Consider the following 17,208-nt stretch of genomic DNA (forward strand, 5'->3'; position numbering starts at 1 on the left):
GCCCTAGGAAAGTTGGAGAAGGATTTCATGTTTCGACTGATCACCCCGCAAACCGAAGACGAGCTGGCGCGCTATTATGATTTCCGCTGGCGGATGTTGCGCGAGCCTTGGCATATGCCGGTGGGCTCGGAGCGGGATGCATATGACGAAATGAGCTGCCACCGGATGATCATCAACGACAAGGGGGAGACGATCGCCATCGGGCGCTTGTACATGACCCCGGACAATGATGGGCAGATCCGCTATATGGCGGTGCATCCCAACCATCGCCACCAGGGGATGGGGGCGCTGGTACTCATGGCGCTGGAATCGCTGGCACGCCAAGACGGGGCCAAGCGCTTGGTGTGTAATGCCCGCGAGGATGCCATCCCGTTTTACCTGCGCAGCGGTTTCACCAGCCAGGGGGAGCTCAGCGAGGAAAAAGGGCCGGTTCGCCATCAGCAGATGCTCAAGCACCTTGACCCGCTTCATGAGGTGGTGCGCCATCCCGACTGGTGCCAGGAGTTGCAGGAGCTATGGCAGTCGCAGTTTCCGATCAGCGACAAGATGGGGGTGAAGATCAGCCAATACACGGGCTATCGCTTCGAAGTCAGCGCGCTGATCAATGCCAACCTCAACCCGAACGAAAGCATGTTCGCCGGCAGCATCTTTACCATGGCGACCCTGGCCGGGTGGGGCTTTGTTTGGATTTTGCTAAAAGAGCGCAAGCTGCCCGCTGATATTATGCTGGTCGATAGCCATATCCGTTTCCTCTCGCCCGTCAAGGAGCGGCCGCGCGCCGTGGTGACGGTCGAAGATATCTGCGGCGATATCGACCGCCTGGCCCGAGGCCGAAAAGGCAAGGTCGAGGTCGAGGTCAGCGTTTACAGCGGCGACCAGCTAGCCTGCCGCTTCACTGGTACCTATATGTTGTTCCCGTCGCACAAAGAGTGCGATGTGATTTGTTGATCGTGCTGCCATACCTTGGTCAGGGCTTGGCACCCCAGCCAAGCCTCAAGCGTTAGCTGCTGCTCTGGCGGCGACGCCAAATCCCAATTGCCAGCAATGGTGGCGCGAAGCTCGCGGCTTTTTAGCTCGGCAGGGGCAATCACGACTCGCCCCCTATTGCTCGTTATGCTAAATGGTGTGATTGCCACGGGCTGTGCCTTGGGTGTTGAAACCGTTTGGGCGCTCCCTTCTTCCTGCCCTTCGGGGACGGTTTTTTGCCACGACTGCCATAGCGCGGTTGCTGGGGTGGTGAGTTCAAGGTCGCGAAATTGGCTGCTTAGTTTGCCATCCAAGCTATAGGCCAACGCCGCTTGCGATTGCCCCAGGCCGGAGAGCTGGGTGTCGAGATCCCATTTGCCCTTGAGCGGCAGCTCGATCCCCAACCAGCGGTCGATAATGGCAACCGGGAGGCTGTCTCCTGTGAGGGAAAGCGACCAAGGCTGCCCGTCGATATTTCTTTGCCATTGGCCGCTAGCCTCGGCAATACCGTGTTCGAAAGGAATGATGGCTTGGGTGAGCTGCCAATTGCCTTGGTTTGCCGTCATCTCAATCAAGGGCTCAACCATGTTGATACGGTTGAAGCTGGCAAAGCTTGCATTGCTCGACAACGCCCCCTGCCACAGTCCCCATTGCTTATCTCTCATCACAATCAAATCGTGGCCGTTGAGGTGCAGGCCCGACAGTTGCCACGGCTTGTCGTCGTCGGCAGCGGTTAGCTGCAGGTAGCCGGTATCGAGGCTGCCGACACTGATATCTTTGATGTTTGCCAGCGGCCCTTGCAATGATTGTTGCCAACCTTGAGGTGCTAGCCATTTGATCCCGTTTGCGGTCAGGCTGTCGAGCAGGATGGCGTCGGGGAGAAGGGTGCCCGCGGTGCGCAGGTACCCCTCAAGCAGGCTGACAGAGAGCCCCGATACCGTGATTTGCTGCGGGGCAAAGTGGAGTTCGGCGAGCGCAGCAGTAAAGGGGGTATCCAGCCAGATCCCGTCCTCGGCATTGAACGACAGTGTTGCTGCCTGTTGTTGCCAGTGGGGCTGGGGCCAGTGCCAGTTTTGCAGGGAGAGGTTGGCATGGTTAACCGTTATATCGGGTAGCTCGATACTGCTATCGAGAATATCGAGCCGTTCCAGGAACACTTGCGTACCGGCTTGCGCCATGTTCTGAACCATTGCGCTCAGTTGCTTGGCAAGCTCGGGCTCCTGGAGCTGTAGGCCGGATAGCGTGAGTTGTTGGACGTCAAGCAGGCTTTGTTGCTGGTGGTAGGCCAGCTGCCCGCTGATATCGGCCTGCTGCCAGTCGAGGGAGAAGCCGTTGAGCGTCCAGCGCCCCTGCGAATGGTGGCCATCGAGCAATACTTGCTTAGCGGCTTGCGATTGCCACTCGACTTGATCGGCGGAGAGCTGGAAGCCGCCATTGAATTGTTGCCATGGCGGCAGGCCTGAGTGGGGATCGTAGTGCCAGTTGTCGAGTTGGAATTCGCCGCCGGTGATCGCAAGCCCCCCATATTGGAGGTCAACATCGGTGAGTGCCAGCCGCTGGCTTGATACTTCTGCGCCTAATGGCGAAAAGGCGCTGGGCAAAGAAGAGGGGGCTTCGATTAGTAGCGATTCAAACTGCCAGCGTTGCTCGAGCAAGGCGGCAGGGGAGAGCCAAAGCGAGATTTTGTTGGCAGCCCAAGACGGTGGGTTACCGCCTGCTTCTATTTCGTCATTGAGCTGGATTTCTGGCTTATCAATAACCAGTTGCCAGGGGGAAGAAATATGGTAGTGCACTGCCTCGGCGGAGATAGGGTGGGGGGAGGCAAGGTTGGCCGTTGCTAGCGCGAGCCGGGTGGCGTACCGAGTGTGCATCATGGTGGCAAAGATGGTTGTGGCGAGCAGTGCCAATACCAGCATGGTTGCGAGCAATTTCCCCAGTAGGCGCATACATTCTCCCTGAAATGGCCATCGTCTTTCTTTTATTAGGGCGGAAAAAACGGCGGGCTGCAAGTGCTTCCTGTTGCCAGGGGCTTGCACCCGCAATGAAAAAGCCCCTCATAAGAGGGGCTTGGTAACCATGGTTAGTGGATAAACCACTTCAATGCGGCTTAGTCTAGCTGGGGACCGGCTGCAACTAGGCTTGCACCTTCGGTAGTATCAGTGTACTTCTCGAAGTTGTTGATGAAGCGCTCTGCCAGATCTTTTGCCTTGCTTTCCCACTGCAGTGGATCTGTGTAGGTATCGCGAGGGTCAAGGATCTCTGGGTCGACATTCGGTAGTGCTGTTGGTACTTCAAGGTTGAAGATTGGAATGTCTTTGGTTTCGGCGCTGTCGATAGAGCCGTCTAGGATGGCATCGATGATCGCGCGGGTATCTTGGATAGAGATACGCTTGCCTGAGCCGTTCCAGCCTGTGTTCACTAGGTAAGCCTCGGCACCCGCTGCTTCCATACGCTTAACCAGTACTTCTGCGTACTTGGTTGGGTGTAGGGTTAGGAACGCGTTACCGAAACAAGCAGAGAACGTTGGTGTTGGCTCGGTGATACCACGCTCAGTACCCGCAAGCTTGGCTGTGAAGCCAGATAGGAAGTGGTACTTGGTTTGCTCTGGCGTTAGCTTAGAGACAGGCGGTAGAACACCGAAGGCATCAGCCGATAGGAAGATCACCTTGTTGGCATGGCCACCCTTCGATACTGGCTTAACAATGTTTTCGATGTGGTAGATCGGGTAAGAAACACGGGTGTTTTCTGTCTTCGAGTTGTCATCGAAATCGATCGAGCCGTCGCTGCGAACCGTGACGTTTTCTAGTAGCGCATCGCGGCGGATCGCGTTGTAGATGTCTGGCTCAGCTTCTTTCGACAGGTTGATGGTTTTCGCGTAGCAACCGCCTTCGAAGTTGAAGATACCGTTGTCGTCCCAGCCGTGCTCGTCATCACCGATAAGTGCGCGCTTAGGATCTGTCGATAGGGTTGTCTTACCGGTGCCGGATAGGCCGAAGAATACAGCCACATCGCCGTCTTCACCCATGTTGGCAGAACAGTGCATGGATGCGATGTCTTGCAGCGGCAAGAAGTAGTTCATCATTGCGAACATACCCTTCTTCATTTCGCCGCCGTACCAAGTACCGCCGATCAGCTGCATTTTCTCGGTTAGGTTGAATACGGTGAAGTTTTCAGAGTTCATTTCGTGCTCTTTCCATTTCTGGTTAGTGCACTTCGCGCCGTTCATTACGACGAAGTCTGGCTCGAATGTTTCCAGCTCTTCTTCGGTAGGGCGGATGAACATGTTCTTCACGAAGTGAGCCTGCCATGCTACTTCAGTGATGATACGGATACATAGGCGGGTATCTGGGTTGGTGCCACAGAAACCGTCAATAACAAACAGGCGCTTGCCAGATAGCTGGCCTGTCACTAGCTCTTTCAGATCGTTCCACGCTTCCTGACCAATGCTCTTATTATCGTTTTTGCCTTGGTCTGCCCACCATAGGGTATCTTTTGTTGTGTCATCTTTAACGATGAACTTATCTTTTGGTGAACGGCCGGTGAAAATACCTGTATCAACCGCAACTGAGCCTAGCTCTGTTACGACACCTCTTTCATAACCTTCTAAGCCCGGTTTAGTCTCTTCTTCAAACAAGACTTCGTAGCTAGGGTTACGAACGATGTCTGTAACATTATTGATACCGTATTGAGATAGATCTAATTTTTTTGCAACCTTTTTCTCGACGTTCATGACAGTCATAGGTGCTCCTTGGGTAAGATGTTGTTTAACTGTTGACCATGCTAGCAACCCTAAAGGGGTATTTCAGGGAGGTTTATCAAAATTTAACCACTTAAAAGTTAAGGTTTAGTAAAAATTTTAAATGGGTTGTGGGTGGTGATTTTATCGCGATGTAAAGCGTTTGCGCTAGGTCTCGAAATTAATATTTTTCTTGAAAAAAGCGAGACTTAGCATGTTATTTGCTTACAGGGTGGTGGGTTTTTTCGTGCTTGAGGTTAAAAAAAAGCCGGACAATGTCCGGCTTCTGTAATTAAGTTACGGGCTTAATAATAGCCAATAATTAATGCACTTGGTTGCTGTTGTCGTTTGCTGCATTATTGAACAGTGCTGCAACATCAACACTATCAAAGTCATAGCTAGTGCCACAGTAGTCGCAATGCAGTGAAACCTTGCCTTCTTCTGCCACGATACGCTCTACTTCGCTGCGCTCGATAGAGGCGATAGCAGAAGCACTGCGCTCGCGAGAACAACCGCAGTGGAATGCCACATCCTGTGGGTCGAACAGCTTGACGGTTTCCTGGTGGTATAGGCGGTAAAGCACGTCTTGGCCTTCAAGGCCGAACAGCTCTTCGTTCTTAACCGTGTCGGTTAATTGCTCAAGGTGCTCGAAGTCGCCTTCGTGGCCCTGGCCGTCAGGCATGATCTGAAGCAGCATGCCGGCCGCTTTCGCTTCGCCGTTGTGCTCGCCGTTACGTAGCCAGATGCGGGTCTTCAACTGCTCAGAGTTTTCGAAGTAACCTTCTAGGCAGGCTGCTAGGCTGTCGCCTTCCAGACCGACAACACCTTGGTAGCGCTCACCCTGGTTCGGGGTGATAGTAATGACCATGTGGCCCTTACCCATTAGATCGTGGATTGAGCCTGATGCTGGCACTTCGCCATCCCAGCGGGCAACGCCACGAAGCTTTTGATCGTGGTCGCCATTGATCACTGCCAGCTTAACCGGGCCGTCGCCCTGAAGCTGAACGGTGATAGAACCTTCGAACTTCAGCGTTGCTGTTAGCAGGCTGGTTGCAACTAGCAATTCGCCCAGAAGGGTTTGTACTGGTGCTGGGTATTCCTTGCTGGAAATGATTTGTTGGTAGGTCTCGCCCAACTGAACCAATTCACCGCGTACTGATACACCGTCGAACAGGTAACGGTATAAAGTGTCTTTTGTCATTAGCTTGTATTCTCCAGCAGGTATTATTAGCCAATCGCTATAAAACTTTTCATGGCGGTGAAACTTATTCGCACCGCCATGCACTAATAGTTAATTGGAATTGCTCTTAAACTTAATTATATCGCGTCGCTGTTTTTTATCAGGACGCTTGTCTGGGCTTGGGCTGTTATAAGCATTGAGCTTGCGCATCTGGGCGTGTTGCTCTCGTTGCTTTACGCTGTCAGCCGTTTCGCTATAAAGCGTTTGTGCCTCGGGCGCACCGCGGCGGGTGTCTGACAATTTCTCGATAACCACGGTTTTTTCGTCGTTGCCCTGGCGTAGTCGGATTTCGGCACCGAGTTCGACTAACTTGCTTGGCTTGGAACGCTGGCCGTTGTATTGCACTTTGCCGCCGTCAATCATATTGCGGGCAATTGAACGGGTCTTGTAAAAGCGTGCCGCCCATAACCATTTATCGAGACGGACCTGGAGGGTGTCAGAATTGGAATTTTTCTGTCCCACGATCTGCTCCTTGCCCAAAAGGGCGCTAAAAGTACCATATTGCTGACCCGGCGTCAGCAGGCGGTTGAGTGTAATAAATGGTGATATAGGCTTAAGATTTCAACAGCAAATTGGGAATAAATTGCGCAAAGTGTCTAGTCTATTGATAGTAGGCAAAAATTTTTCGTGATCTCTTCAGATAAAATTTAATTAGAAATTTGATTTTCAGTGCTGAATCGACGTTAGAGCGGTATTCTGTGTGGTTATGCCGTTACGGTTTTGGTTTTTTCTTTATAAGACAATGGATTTCTCATGGTTGCAGCAAATTGGTTGGGAACACTACAGTCGAAAAAGTGGCTGTCTGTTGCCTCGCTCACTCGGAGTTTGACCTGGCTTTTGGTCGTGCTGTTGGCATGGATTGCGGGTCGCTTGGTTTGGTCTGTACTGCAACCGACGGTGTCCCCATCAAAATGGCAGGCTTCTCCCGTTTCTGTATCGGTGACGGCAACGCAAGGCAATGATGTGTCTGACGTGTTGGCGATGAACCTCTTTGGCCGCTACCTGCAGAACGCGCCGCAGAAAGTTGAGCGCCAGCAACCCACCCAGCAAAATGCCCCGCAAACGCGTCTAAGCTTAACGTTAACGGGAGTGGTCGCAAGCTCGGATCCTGAGCGTGCGCTGGCGGTGATCACCCACCGCGGCAAGCAAAACACCTATGGCCTAAATGAAGCCATCGACGGTACCCGCGCGACGTTGCAGGCGGTGTATCCCGATAGGGTTATTATCCGCAACAGCGGTAGGGACGAGACGCTGATGCTCGATGGTGTGGATTTCAATAAAGCCGCTTCCCGCCCAGTACGTCAGCCTGAGCCGCAAGCCCCGGCTGCTGAGCCAACCTCGGAGCTTGGTCGCATCAAGCAGGAGATTCTGGAAAAGCCGCAAACCTTGTTCAGCTATATCCGCTTATCCCAGGTTAAGCGCGATGGCGAGCTGGTTGGCTACCGTGTTAACCCGGGCAAAGAGCGCGCGTTGTTTGATGCGGTTGGTTTGCAGGCCAATGACTTGGCCGTGAGCCTAAACGGCAATGATTTAACCGACGCCACGGTAATGGCGAAGCTTTGGACAGAATTGTCACAGGCAACAGATTTTACATTGACCGTCGAGCGCGAGGGTCAGCTACACGATATTTATATTGAGCTGCAATAGTTGCTCAAGGCGATCATGCGATAACGCAGGAGTTTTTTGTGAAAAAGTGGATGGGTAAAAGTGCCCTCTGGTTACTAGGCAGCTTGATGTGCAGCTCTGCATTTGCCAGTGAGTTTAGTGCCAGTTTCAAAGGAACCGATATTCAAGAGTTTATCAATATTGTTGGACGCAACCTGCAGAAAACAATCATTGTCGACCCTGCGGTACGCGGTCAGGTGAATGTTCGTAGTTACGATCTATTGAATGACGAACAGTACTACCAGTTCTTCTTGAATGTGCTTGAAGTGTATGGCTTCGCCGTTGTCGAGATGGACAACGGGGTATTGAAGGTTGTTCGCGATAAGGACGCGAAGATTTCTGCTATTCCTGTTGTTGGTGACGAAGAAAGGCTCACTGGCGATCAGGTCGTGACGCGCGTGATTGCTGTTCGTAACGTTTCTGTGCGTGAACTGTCTCCGTTGCTGCGCCAGCTAAACGACAATGCGGGTGCGGGTAACGTGGTTCACTACGATCCTGCCAATATCATCATGATCACCGGCCGTGCGGCAACGGTGAACCGCCTTGCCGATATCATCGAGCGGGTTGACCGTGCGGGTGATAAGGAAATTGACGTTGTTGAGCTTAACAATGCCTCGGCAGCGGAAATGGTGCGCATCGTTGAAGCCTTGAACAAGACGGCAGATGCCAAGTCGACGCCAGGCTTCCTGCAACCTAAGCTGGTGGCCGACGACCGGACCAATGCGGTCTTGCTGTCGGGCGATCCGCAGGTCAGAGACCGCCTCAAGCGCCTGATCCGCCAATTGGACAGGGAAATGGCATCGCAGGGCAATAACCGCGTGGTCTACCTAAAATATGCCAATGCCGAAGATATGGTTGATGTCCTCAAGGGGGTGTCGGATAACCTGCAGGCTGAGAAGCAGGGTAATGCCAAGGCGGCGACCAGCGGTAGCAAGAATGAGGTGATGATTTCGGCGCACGTTGATACCAACTCGCTGATCCTGACAGCGCCGCCAGATATTATGCGCGCACTGGAAAACATCATTGCCCAGTTGGATATTCGCCGTGCCCAGGTGTTGATTGAAGCGATGATCGTCGAGCTGGCTGAAGGTGATGGCGTGAACTTCGGTGTCCAGTGGGGAACCACGGATGGCGGGGTGATCCAGTTTGGTAACTCCGGCGTGCCGATTTCCCAATATGCGATTGGCCTTGAGGAAGCGCAGGATACGACCCGGACGGAAACTTTTATAAACCCGAATACAGGTCTTGAGGAAACTCGTACTGTTACCGAAGACGGTGACTTCTCGACACTGGCCAGTGTACTGGGCGGGGTGAACGGTGCTGCCTTGGGTATCGTCATGGGCGACTGGACCATGCTGGTCAATGCCGTCGCCTCGGACCGCAACTCGAACATTTTGTCATCGCCAAGTATTACCGTGATGGACAACGGCGAAGCGTCGTTCATCGTCGGTGAGGAAGTACCGGTGGTGACGGGCTCTACCTCGAGCTCGAGCAACGATAACCCGTTCCAGACGGTTGAGCGTAAGGAAGTGGGTATCAAGCTGAACGTGACGCCGCAAATCAATGAAGGCGATTCGGTACAGCTGAAAATCGAACAGGAAGTGTCGAACGTATTGGGCGCCGACGGTGCCGTCGATGTCCGTTTCTCCAAGCGCCAGCTTACCACCAACGTATTGATCCAAGATGGCCAGATGCTGGCGTTGGGGGGCTTGATCCAAGAGCAGACCAACGAGAGCGAGCAGAAAATCCCAATCTTGGGCGACATTCCGGTATTGGGCCACTTGTTCAAGTCGACCAACACCACCACGGGCAAGACCAACCTGATGGTATTCATTAAACCAACCATTATTCGCGATGGTGTGACGGCCGATGGTATTACCCAGCGTAAATACAACTACATCCGTGCCGAGCAGCTATTCAAGGCGGATGAAGGTTTGCGCCTGATGCCAGAGGCTCAATCGCCGGTGCTGCCGAAATATGGCGAGGATCTGTCATTGCCGCCTGAGGTACGTGCCTTTGTCGCCCAGTTGGAGAATCAGTAATGGACGCCGGTAGCCAGCCTGCGGAATTACAGCCGCTGTTCCGTTTGCCCTTTTCCTTTGCCAGGCGCCACCGTGTGGTGCTGGAGGCGGTGGATGACCAAACCACGCTATTTTTTAGCGGCCAGTTATCAGCCGTGGTGCTAGCCGAGATCCGCCGTGTCGTTGGCGGGGGCTTTGTTCCCCATGAGTTGGACGAAAAAGCGTTTGAGCTGAAACTGACCGAGGCCTACCAGCGTGATTCGTCGGAAGCGCGCCAGTTGATGGAAGATCTGGGGTCGGATAGCGATGACTTCTTCTCGCTTGCTGAAGAGCTACCGGAAACCGAGGACTTGCTGGAGTCGGAGGACGATGCCCCGATCATCAAGTTGATCAACGCCATGTTGGCGGAAGCCATCAAGGAAGCGGCATCGGATATCCACATTGAAACCTTCGAGAAGGTGCTGTCGATCCGGTTCCGGGTGGATGGGGTGTTACGCGAAGTGCTGCAGCCTAGCCGCAAGTTGGCGCCGCTGCTGGTTTCCCGTATCAAGGTAATGGCGCGTCTCGATATTGCCGAGAAGCGTGTCCCGCAGGATGGCCGTATTTCACTGCGCATTGGTGGCCGTGCCGTCGATGTGCGTGTCTCGACCATGCCGTCATCCCATGGCGAGCGCGTGGTGTTGCGTCTGTTGGATAAGAACGCCACCCGCCTTGACTTGCACAGCTTGGGGATGACCCCGGCAAACCATGCCAACTTCCGCCGTATTATCGAAAGGCCGCACGGGATCATTTTGGTGACGGGCCCGACGGGTTCGGGTAAGTCGACAACCTTGTATGCCGGCTTGCAGGAGTTGAACGGCAAAGAGCGCAATATCCTGACGGTTGAAGACCCGATTGAATTTGATATCGACGGTATCGGCCAAACCCAGGTGAACGCCAAGGTGGATATGACCTTTGCCCGTGGCCTGCGTGCCATTCTCCGCCAGGATCCGGATGTGGTGATGGTCGGTGAGATCCGTGACTTGGAAACCGCCTCCATCGCGGTGCAAGCCTCGTTGACCGGCCACATGGTATTGTCTACCTTGCACACCAACACAGCAGTCGGTGCCATTACGCGTTTGCGCGATATGGGTATCGAGCCCTTCCTTGTGTCTTCGTCGCTGCTAGGGGTGTTGGCCCAGCGATTGGTGCGTACCTTGTGCCGTAACTGTCGCCAACCGTACGAAGCCGATGCCGAGCAGAAGAAATTGTTTGGCGCAGGCCCTGATGAGTCGTTGACGCTCTATCACGCCCACGGTTGTGAGGAGTGTAACAACAAGGGGTATCGCGGCCGTACCGGTATCCACGAGCTGCTGCTGGTGGATGAGCAGGTGCAGGAGCTGATCCATGCCGAAGCGGGTGAAATGGCGATTGAAAAAGCGATTCGGGAATATACCCCGAGCATCCGCGATGATGGCTTGGCCAAAGTGAAGGCAGGGATCACCACCCTTGAGGAAGTCATGCGAGTGACTAGAGAGGGCTAAGGGATGGCTGCATTTGAGTATAAGGCTCTGGATGCCAAGGGGCGCCAGAAAAAGGGAGTACAAGAAGGCGATACTGCCCGTCAGGTACGCCAGCAATTGCGTGAGCAAGGGCTGATCCCGGTCGAGGTTGTTCAAACCCATGAGCGTGAAAAGAAGAAGGCCAGCGGCGGCTTTCACCTGCGCCGTGGGATCAGCACGACGGAGCTATCGCTGATCACCCGCCAATTGGCCACCTTGGTGCAAGCTTCCATGCCGCTGGAGGAGTGCCTGAAGGCCGTTGCCGAGCAGAGTGAGAAGCCGCGTTTAAAAAACATGTTGCTGGCGGTTCGCTCTCGGGTGGTTGAGGGCTATACCCTGTCTGACAGCATGGCGGAGTATCCCCATATCTTTGATCAGCTGTTTCGTGCCATGGTGGCGGCGGGTGAGAAATCCGGCCACTTGGATACCGTATTGAACCGCCTGGCCGACTACACCGAAAACCGCCAGCAGATGCGCAGCAAGCTGCAGCAGGCGATGATCTATCCGACCATGCTGACGCTGATTGCTATCGCCGTGGTGGCCTTCCTATTGGCAACGGTGGTGCCAAAAATTGTTGATCAGTTTGTCCAGATGGGACAGCAGCTACCCACCATTACCGAGATATTGCTGGCCATGAGTAACTTTGTCCAAAACTGGGGACTGGTGGTTTTGCTGGTGGTGGCGGTGATATTCCTTGGCGTGAAAGCCGCATTGAGGCGGCCTGATTTTCGCCTCAAGTGGGATCGTTGGGTGATGAAGTTGCCGGTGATCGGCAAGGTGGCGAGGGGGCTGAATACCTCGCGCTTTGCCCGAACCCTATCCATCTGTACCTCGAGTGCCATTCCGTTACTGGAAGGCATGAAGGTGGCATCGGATGTGATGACCAACACTTGGGTTAACCAGCAGATCCGCGAAGCCTCTGACAAGGTCAGGGAAGGCTCGAGCCTGCGTATTTCGCTGGAGCAAACCAAGCTGTTCCCACCGATGATGCTGCACATGATTGCCAGCGGTGAGCGCAGTGGTGAATTGGAACAAATGCTAACCCGTGCTGCCGATAACCAGGATCGCGACTTTGAATCCTTGGTCAACATGGCGCTGGGTATTTTCGAACCCTTATTGATCGTCGCGATGGCTGGCATCGTGATGTTTATTGTTATTGCTACGCTTATGCCGATTATTGCCCTAAACAACATGGTCGGCATGTAATTTTTCTTTGGAGGTCTATTTAATGCAACGCAAACAACGCGGCTTTACGCTATTGGAAGTTATGGTCGTGATCGTGATCCTTGGTGTGCTGGCGAGCTTGGTGGTACCAAACTTGTTGGGTAACAAAGAGAAAGCCGATCAGCAGAAAGTGGTGACGGATATTACTGCGCTAGAGCAGGCGCTGGATATGTACAAGCTTGATAACAGCGTATACCCAACGACCGACCAAGGTCTGGATGCGCTGGTTACCAAGCCGACGTCTAGCCCAGAGCCACGCAACTACCGTGACAACGGCTATATCCGTCGTCTGCCGAAAGATCCGTGGGGCTACGACTACCAGTACGTGATGCCTGGCGAGCATGGCCCGGTTGATATCTTCAGCTTGGGTGCCGACGGCCAGGAAGGCGGTGAAGGCGTAAATGCTGACATCGGCAACTGGAACATGCAGGACTTCTAAGCTCGATGAAGTCATGTAAGCGCGCGGCAGGTTTTACCCTGATAGAAATCATGCTGGTACTGGTGCTACTGGCAACCAGTGCCGTGGCGGTGATTATTTCATTGCCGGAAAGTCAGGAAGACAAAGTCAAAGAGCAGGCCGCGCGTTTCCACCACCTCACCCAGCTGCTGGGTGAGGATGCGCTGTTGAATGGCATTGATTACGGCATCCGAGTGGAACGTAATCGCTACCAGTTTCTTCAGCTAACCAGTCAAGATTGGCAGCCAATCGAAGAGTCACGCTTTTTTACCGAAGTCGAAATGGACGAGGGCATTCGCCTGAAAGTCGAAATCGGTGGCTATTCATGGGAAGACAAGGATCGCTTATTCGAGCCCGGGTCATTGTTCAACGAAGACTTGTTTGCTGAGCAAACTGATAAAGACAAAATTAAGCCGCCCCAAGTGGTGGTGATGGCGAGCGGGGAGTACACCCCGTTCACATTGGAGTTCGAAGTGAGTGGCGAAAACCAGTTTTGGCGGGTTCAGGCCGATGAACTCGGTCAGCTATTCCTGCTTCCGCCGGGCGAGACCATTAAGTCATTGGCCGAGAAGGAGCCGTTTTAATGGCAACGCATCGACGTCACCAGCGTGGCCTGACCTTGCTGGAAGTATTGGTTGCCTTGGCGGTATTTGCTATTTCGGCGTTGGGGGTCATGAAGGCCGTCAGCCAACACCTTAATACCCTTGGCTATTTGGAAGAGAAGACTTTCGCCGCCATGGTGGCAGACAACGAACTTGCCAAGGTGCGCTTATCCGGCGAGATCCCGAGCTCGACCAAGCGCGGCAAGTCGGAGCTCGCAGGCCGTGAATGGTATTGGACGATAAAGAGCACCAAAACCGCCGATGGCTATCTACGCGCATTGGATGTAACGGTCGCCACAGATGAGGCGCGCAAGCAATCGGTAGTCGTGCTGAGAACTTATGTTGAGAACTAATTATTATCCGGGCGCTCGGCAAAAGCTGAACCGGCAGCAAGGCTTCACCTTACTGGAGGTCTTGGTGGCGATTGCGGTGTTTGCCATGCTGAGTTTGTCGGCCTATCAGGTGATGAACGGGGTGCAGCGAAGCGATGCCCAGTCCCGCGAGCACAGCGAACGGATGAAGGAAATACAGCGGGCGATGGTGATGATGGATAATGACTTCCGTCAGATTGTCGCGCGCAAGGTACGTAACCAAGGAGAGGAAATCAGCGAAAGGCTGATCCAATCCGGCGAGTACCTGCTTGATTCGGCCAGTAATGGGATCATCTTTACCCGAACCGGTTGGCAGAACCCGCAGCAGATGTTCCCGCGCGGGGAAAATGTCAGGGTGGGCTACCGGATCATCGAAGATACCCTGGAGCGGGTTTGGTTCCGCTACCCGGATACGGTCGTGGGTAGCGAACCCCTGGTTCGGGAAGTGCTATCAGCGGTTACCGAGCTGTCTTTCGAGTTCTACCGCGACAAAAAGTGGCAGGAGCAATGGGACCAAAGCTCGGCGCTACCTGAGGGGATCAAAATAACCCTGACCCTGGAAGACTTTGGTGAAATTGAGCGGGTATACATTTTGCCTGCTTCGGCACTGACGGCGGGTGATGATGAACAGAGCTAGAGCCATGAAGCAACAGCGCGGTGTCGCCCTGATCGTGGTGTTGTTACTGCTGGCACTGATGACATTGCTGGCGGTGCAGATGAGTGAACGCTTACATCTGAGTTTTTACCGGGCAGAGAACCAGCTCCAGAACCAGCAGGCATTTTGGTTTGCGCAGGGAATGGAAGAGCTGGGCAAGGTGGCGATCAAGCAAGGTATCGACGACAGCGATACCGTCAACCTCAGCCAAGCATGGGCAACGCAAGGCCAGCGTTATCCGCTGGATGGCGGCGAGGCGGTGGGTAATATCCTCGACCGCCAGGCTTGCTTCAATATCAATGCGTTGTCGGGGTTGCAACCGTTAACTGACAGAACCAACAAACCGTATTTGGTGAAGGTGCTGCAAGCCACCTTGGAAGAAGCCGGGGTGGAAAGCTACGACGCCGAGGTCGTTGCGGATTCGAGCTGGGAATATGTCGATCCTGACGAAGCGGTCCATGCGCCGTTTGGTGCCGGCGACAGTACCTATGAAGGGTTTCGCCCGCCGTATTTGCCGCCGCGGGATTGGATGGTCGATATCAGCGAGCTGCGTGCCGTTAACGGGGTCTCGGCTGATATTTTCAACCGGGTGAAATATCTGGTGTGTGCTATCCCTACCAATACGCTGGCGGTGAACGTCAATACCCTGTACGAGCACCAGGCTGCCTTGTTGGTTGGGTTGTTTACCCCAAGGCTCTCGTTGTCGGATGCCCAACGTATTATCAATGAGCGCCCCTACGATGGCTGGGACAGCGTGGATGATTTTCTTGCCGAGTCTGCCTTGGGTGGGGTGGACGCGGATGTAAAAGAACAAGCCAAGGCCCACTTGGCCGTAAGCAGTGACTACTTCCAGCTAGACACGGAAGTACTGGTCGACCGTTCAAGGGTTCGGTTGGTATCGCTGCTTAAACGAGATGGTGAAAACAAGGTGACGGTTGTTCGTCGCCGTTATGGAGGAATCAGTGAGCGAATTTCTGACAATCAGACTGAATAGCCGCGCCGATCAGCCGGTTCAATGGTTAGTCTGGTCGCCACAGCAAAAAGAGGTGATTGCGTCAGGCCAGCTAGCATCGATCGCACAGCTTGATGATATTGCTGACTACGCCGCTCAACGTGCTGTTTATGTCTTGGTTCCAACCAGTGATGTATTGCTGACGGAAGTGGCTATCCCCGCAGGTAGCAGCCGCCAGCTAGCAACGGTATTGCCGTTCTTGCTTGAGGAAGAGTTGGCGCAGGATGTCGATGATCTTCACGTCCACCTGCTGCAAAAGTCCGGTGAGGTGGCGCAGGTGGCGGTCGTTGAGCACCGCAAGGTGGAATTTTGGCTATCAGCCCTGCTTGATAGTGGCTTCGAAGTGAAAAAAATGCTGCCCGACAGTTTGTGCCTGCCGCTGTTTGACAACGGTTATAGTGCCGCCGAGCTCGAAGGCCAGTGGTTGATCCGCCAAGGGGAATCGCAAGGTGTTTGTGCCGAGTCCCAGTGGCTTGATGCTTGGTTGTCGGCCCAAAAAGCCCCATTGCGTTTTTCTGCCGAAGCCGCTGAGGAGGAAGAAGCCAGCGAGGAAAGCGAGGCAGAAAGCGAAGATACGGATCAAGCCGACAAGAGCGAGCAGCCGCTCGTGATCCACCACTACACGCCGGCACCAGCCGGTGTTTCAGGCGTTTGGCAGGCGGAGGCGCCGGAGCTGGTGATGCAGCTGCTGGCTCAAGGGGCGGCCACCAGTAAGGCTAACTTGCTATCTGGGGTCTACAAGCAGCAGCCGGTTTGGCGAAAATACCTCAAGCCTTGGCGCAAGGCCGCGATAGCGGCCGGTCTGGTGTTGTCCGTATTAATTGCTGAGCACCTGATTTCGGTACAGGCCATGGAAAAGCAGGCATTGGTTTACAAGGCCGAGAGTGAGCGTATCTTCCGCGAGGTGTTGCCGCAGTTTAACCGCATCCCGTCACAAAGTTATTTGAAGCGCCAGATGAACAGCGAACTGGCTCGCCTGGGTGGCACGAGCTCGAACAACGGTATCTTGCCATGGTTGGCAGAGTTGCAACCGGCGTTGGCGAAAGTCCCGCAATTGTCGGTGCAAAACCTCAAGTACGATCAGAATCGCAATGAGCTTCGTTTTCAGGCCGTGGCCTCTGACTTCCAGCACTTTGAGCAGCTTCGCACCTTGTTGCTGGAGGATTTTGAAATCGATCAGGGTCAGTTGAACCGAGAGGGTGAACAGGTGACCGGTGCCGTGGTGCTAAGGAGAAAATCATGAAGGCTTGGTGGACAGGCTTGAGCCCGCGTGAACAGCGCCTTGTGCTTGGCGGTGGGATTGCGATGCTGGTGGCGGTGCTGTACTGGGGGATCTGGCAACCGCTGGCTGCCTCGACGGAGAATGCCGAGCGCCGACTGAATAGCGAGCGCCAGTTGTTGACGTGGGTCAGCACAAAAGCCGACGAGATTGTGTCTTTGCGAAGCGCGACGGGCTCAACGGGTTCGGTGAGCGACAAGGGCTTGAACCAGGTGGTGAATGAAACCACGCGCCAGTTTCGAATTGAGCTGATCCGTATCCAGCCTCGCGATGAGATGTTGCAGGTGTGGGTGAAGCCGCTCCCGTTTAATACCTTGGTTAATTGGCTGGCTTTTTTGCGTGATGAGCACGGTATTGACGCCCAGTTTCTGGATGTGTCGAAAACCGACCGCGCCGGTATGGTTGAAGTAAACCGCTTGCAGTTAGGGCGGGGGTAACA

General features: G+C 54.1%; 16 protein-coding genes. 12 read left to right on the forward strand and 4 right to left on the reverse strand.

Features of this window, described 5'->3' with window-relative positions:
• Nucleotides 1-27 precede the first annotated feature (27 nt).
• A complete protein-coding gene (locus C9I98_RS22735) occupies nt 28-948 on the forward strand; it encodes a bifunctional GNAT family N-acetyltransferase/hotdog fold thioesterase (RefSeq protein WP_036820883.1) in 921 nt (306 codons plus the stop codon).
• Here the strand turns inward: C9I98_RS22735 and C9I98_RS22740 are convergent.
• From C9I98_RS22740 to hslR, 4 genes are all read right to left on the reverse strand, one after another.
• A complete protein-coding gene (locus tag C9I98_RS22740; protein WP_036820882.1) occupies nt 903-2,912 on the reverse strand; it encodes an AsmA family protein in 2,010 nt (669 codons plus the stop codon). The two genes, C9I98_RS22735 and C9I98_RS22740, sit on opposite strands and share 46 nt — an antisense overlap.
• Nucleotides 2,913-3,073: 161 nt before the next feature.
• Nucleotides 3,074-4,705: a phosphoenolpyruvate carboxykinase (ATP) gene (gene pckA, locus C9I98_RS22745; RefSeq protein WP_036820881.1), complete on the reverse strand. Its 1,632-nt coding sequence runs from the start codon at nt 4,703-4,705 to the stop codon at nt 3,074-3,076.
• A 319-nt stretch (nt 4,706-5,024) separates the two neighbouring features.
• Nucleotides 5,025-5,903, reverse strand: a complete 879-nt coding sequence (hslO, locus tag C9I98_RS22750) for an Hsp33 family molecular chaperone HslO (RefSeq protein ID WP_036820880.1) — start codon at nt 5,901-5,903, stop codon at nt 5,025-5,027.
• 90 nt (nt 5,904-5,993) lie between these two features.
• Complete coding sequence (hslR, locus tag C9I98_RS22755; protein WP_036820879.1) at nt 5,994-6,404, reverse strand: ribosome-associated heat shock protein Hsp15; 411 nt, start codon at nt 6,402-6,404, stop codon at nt 5,994-5,996.
• Nucleotides 6,405-6,695: 291 nt separating this feature from the next.
• Between hslR and gspC the strand changes: the two genes are divergently transcribed.
• Genes gspC through C9I98_RS22810 form a run of 11 tightly spaced genes read left to right on the forward strand, consistent with a single transcriptional unit; the run spans nt 6,696 to nt 17,206 of the window.
• Nucleotides 6,696-7,589, forward strand: a complete 894-nt coding sequence (gene gspC, locus C9I98_RS22760; protein ID WP_036820878.1) for a type II secretion system protein GspC — start codon at nt 6,696-6,698, stop codon at nt 7,587-7,589.
• Nucleotides 7,590-7,627: 38 nt separating this feature from the next.
• Nucleotides 7,628-9,649 (forward strand): type II secretion system secretin GspD, encoded by a 2,022-nt coding sequence (gspD, locus tag C9I98_RS22765; RefSeq protein WP_036820875.1) that lies wholly within the window; start codon nt 7,628-7,630, stop codon nt 9,647-9,649.
• Nucleotides 9,649-11,151: a type II secretion system ATPase GspE gene (gspE, locus tag C9I98_RS22770; protein WP_107272518.1), complete on the forward strand. Its 1,503-nt coding sequence runs from the start codon at nt 9,649-9,651 to the stop codon at nt 11,149-11,151. The genes gspD and gspE overlap by 1 nt, the downstream gene beginning before the upstream one ends.
• A 3-nt stretch (nt 11,152-11,154) precedes the next feature.
• The gene (gene gspF / locus C9I98_RS22775) at nt 11,155-12,375 is read left to right on the forward strand and encodes a type II secretion system inner membrane protein GspF (protein WP_036824397.1); all 1,221 of its coding nucleotides are present in this window, start codon (nt 11,155-11,157) and stop codon (nt 12,373-12,375) included.
• Nucleotides 12,376-12,397: 22 nt separating this feature from the next.
• Entirely contained in the window at nt 12,398-12,832 is a 435-nt protein-coding gene (gene gspG, locus C9I98_RS22780) for a type II secretion system major pseudopilin GspG (protein WP_036824400.1), read from the forward strand.
• Between the two features lie 5 nt (nt 12,833-12,837).
• Entirely contained in the window at nt 12,838-13,434 is a 597-nt protein-coding gene (gene gspH / locus C9I98_RS22785) for a type II secretion system minor pseudopilin GspH (RefSeq protein ID WP_036824403.1), read from the forward strand.
• Entirely contained in the window at nt 13,434-13,805 is a 372-nt protein-coding gene (gene gspI, locus C9I98_RS22790; protein WP_036824405.1) for a type II secretion system minor pseudopilin GspI, read from the forward strand. Before gspH ends, gspI begins: the two co-directional genes overlap by 1 nt.
• On the forward strand, nt 13,792-14,460 hold the full coding sequence (gene gspJ / locus C9I98_RS22795) for a type II secretion system minor pseudopilin GspJ (protein WP_036824408.1): 669 nt from the start codon (nt 13,792-13,794) through the stop codon (nt 14,458-14,460). The genes gspI and gspJ overlap by 14 nt, the downstream gene beginning before the upstream one ends.
• Nucleotides 14,447-15,472: a type II secretion system minor pseudopilin GspK gene (gene gspK / locus C9I98_RS22800; protein WP_036824411.1), complete on the forward strand. Its 1,026-nt coding sequence runs from the start codon at nt 14,447-14,449 to the stop codon at nt 15,470-15,472. The genes gspJ and gspK overlap by 14 nt, the downstream gene beginning before the upstream one ends.
• Complete coding sequence (gene gspL / locus C9I98_RS22805) at nt 15,441-16,733, forward strand: type II secretion system protein GspL (RefSeq protein ID WP_245907227.1); 1,293 nt, start codon at nt 15,441-15,443, stop codon at nt 16,731-16,733. The genes gspK and gspL overlap by 32 nt, the downstream gene beginning before the upstream one ends.
• Nucleotides 16,730-17,206 carry a type II secretion system protein M gene (locus C9I98_RS22810; RefSeq protein ID WP_107272519.1) on the forward strand — a complete coding sequence of 159 codons (477 nt, stop codon included), beginning with the start codon at nt 16,730-16,732 and terminating at the stop codon, nt 17,204-17,206. The genes gspL and C9I98_RS22810 overlap by 4 nt, the downstream gene beginning before the upstream one ends.
• Nucleotides 17,207-17,208: the final 2 nt, after the last annotated feature.

This window comes from Photobacterium sanctipauli, assembly GCF_003026495.1.
GTDB classification, from domain to species: domain Bacteria; phylum Pseudomonadota; class Gammaproteobacteria; order Enterobacterales; family Vibrionaceae; genus Photobacterium; species Photobacterium sanctipauli.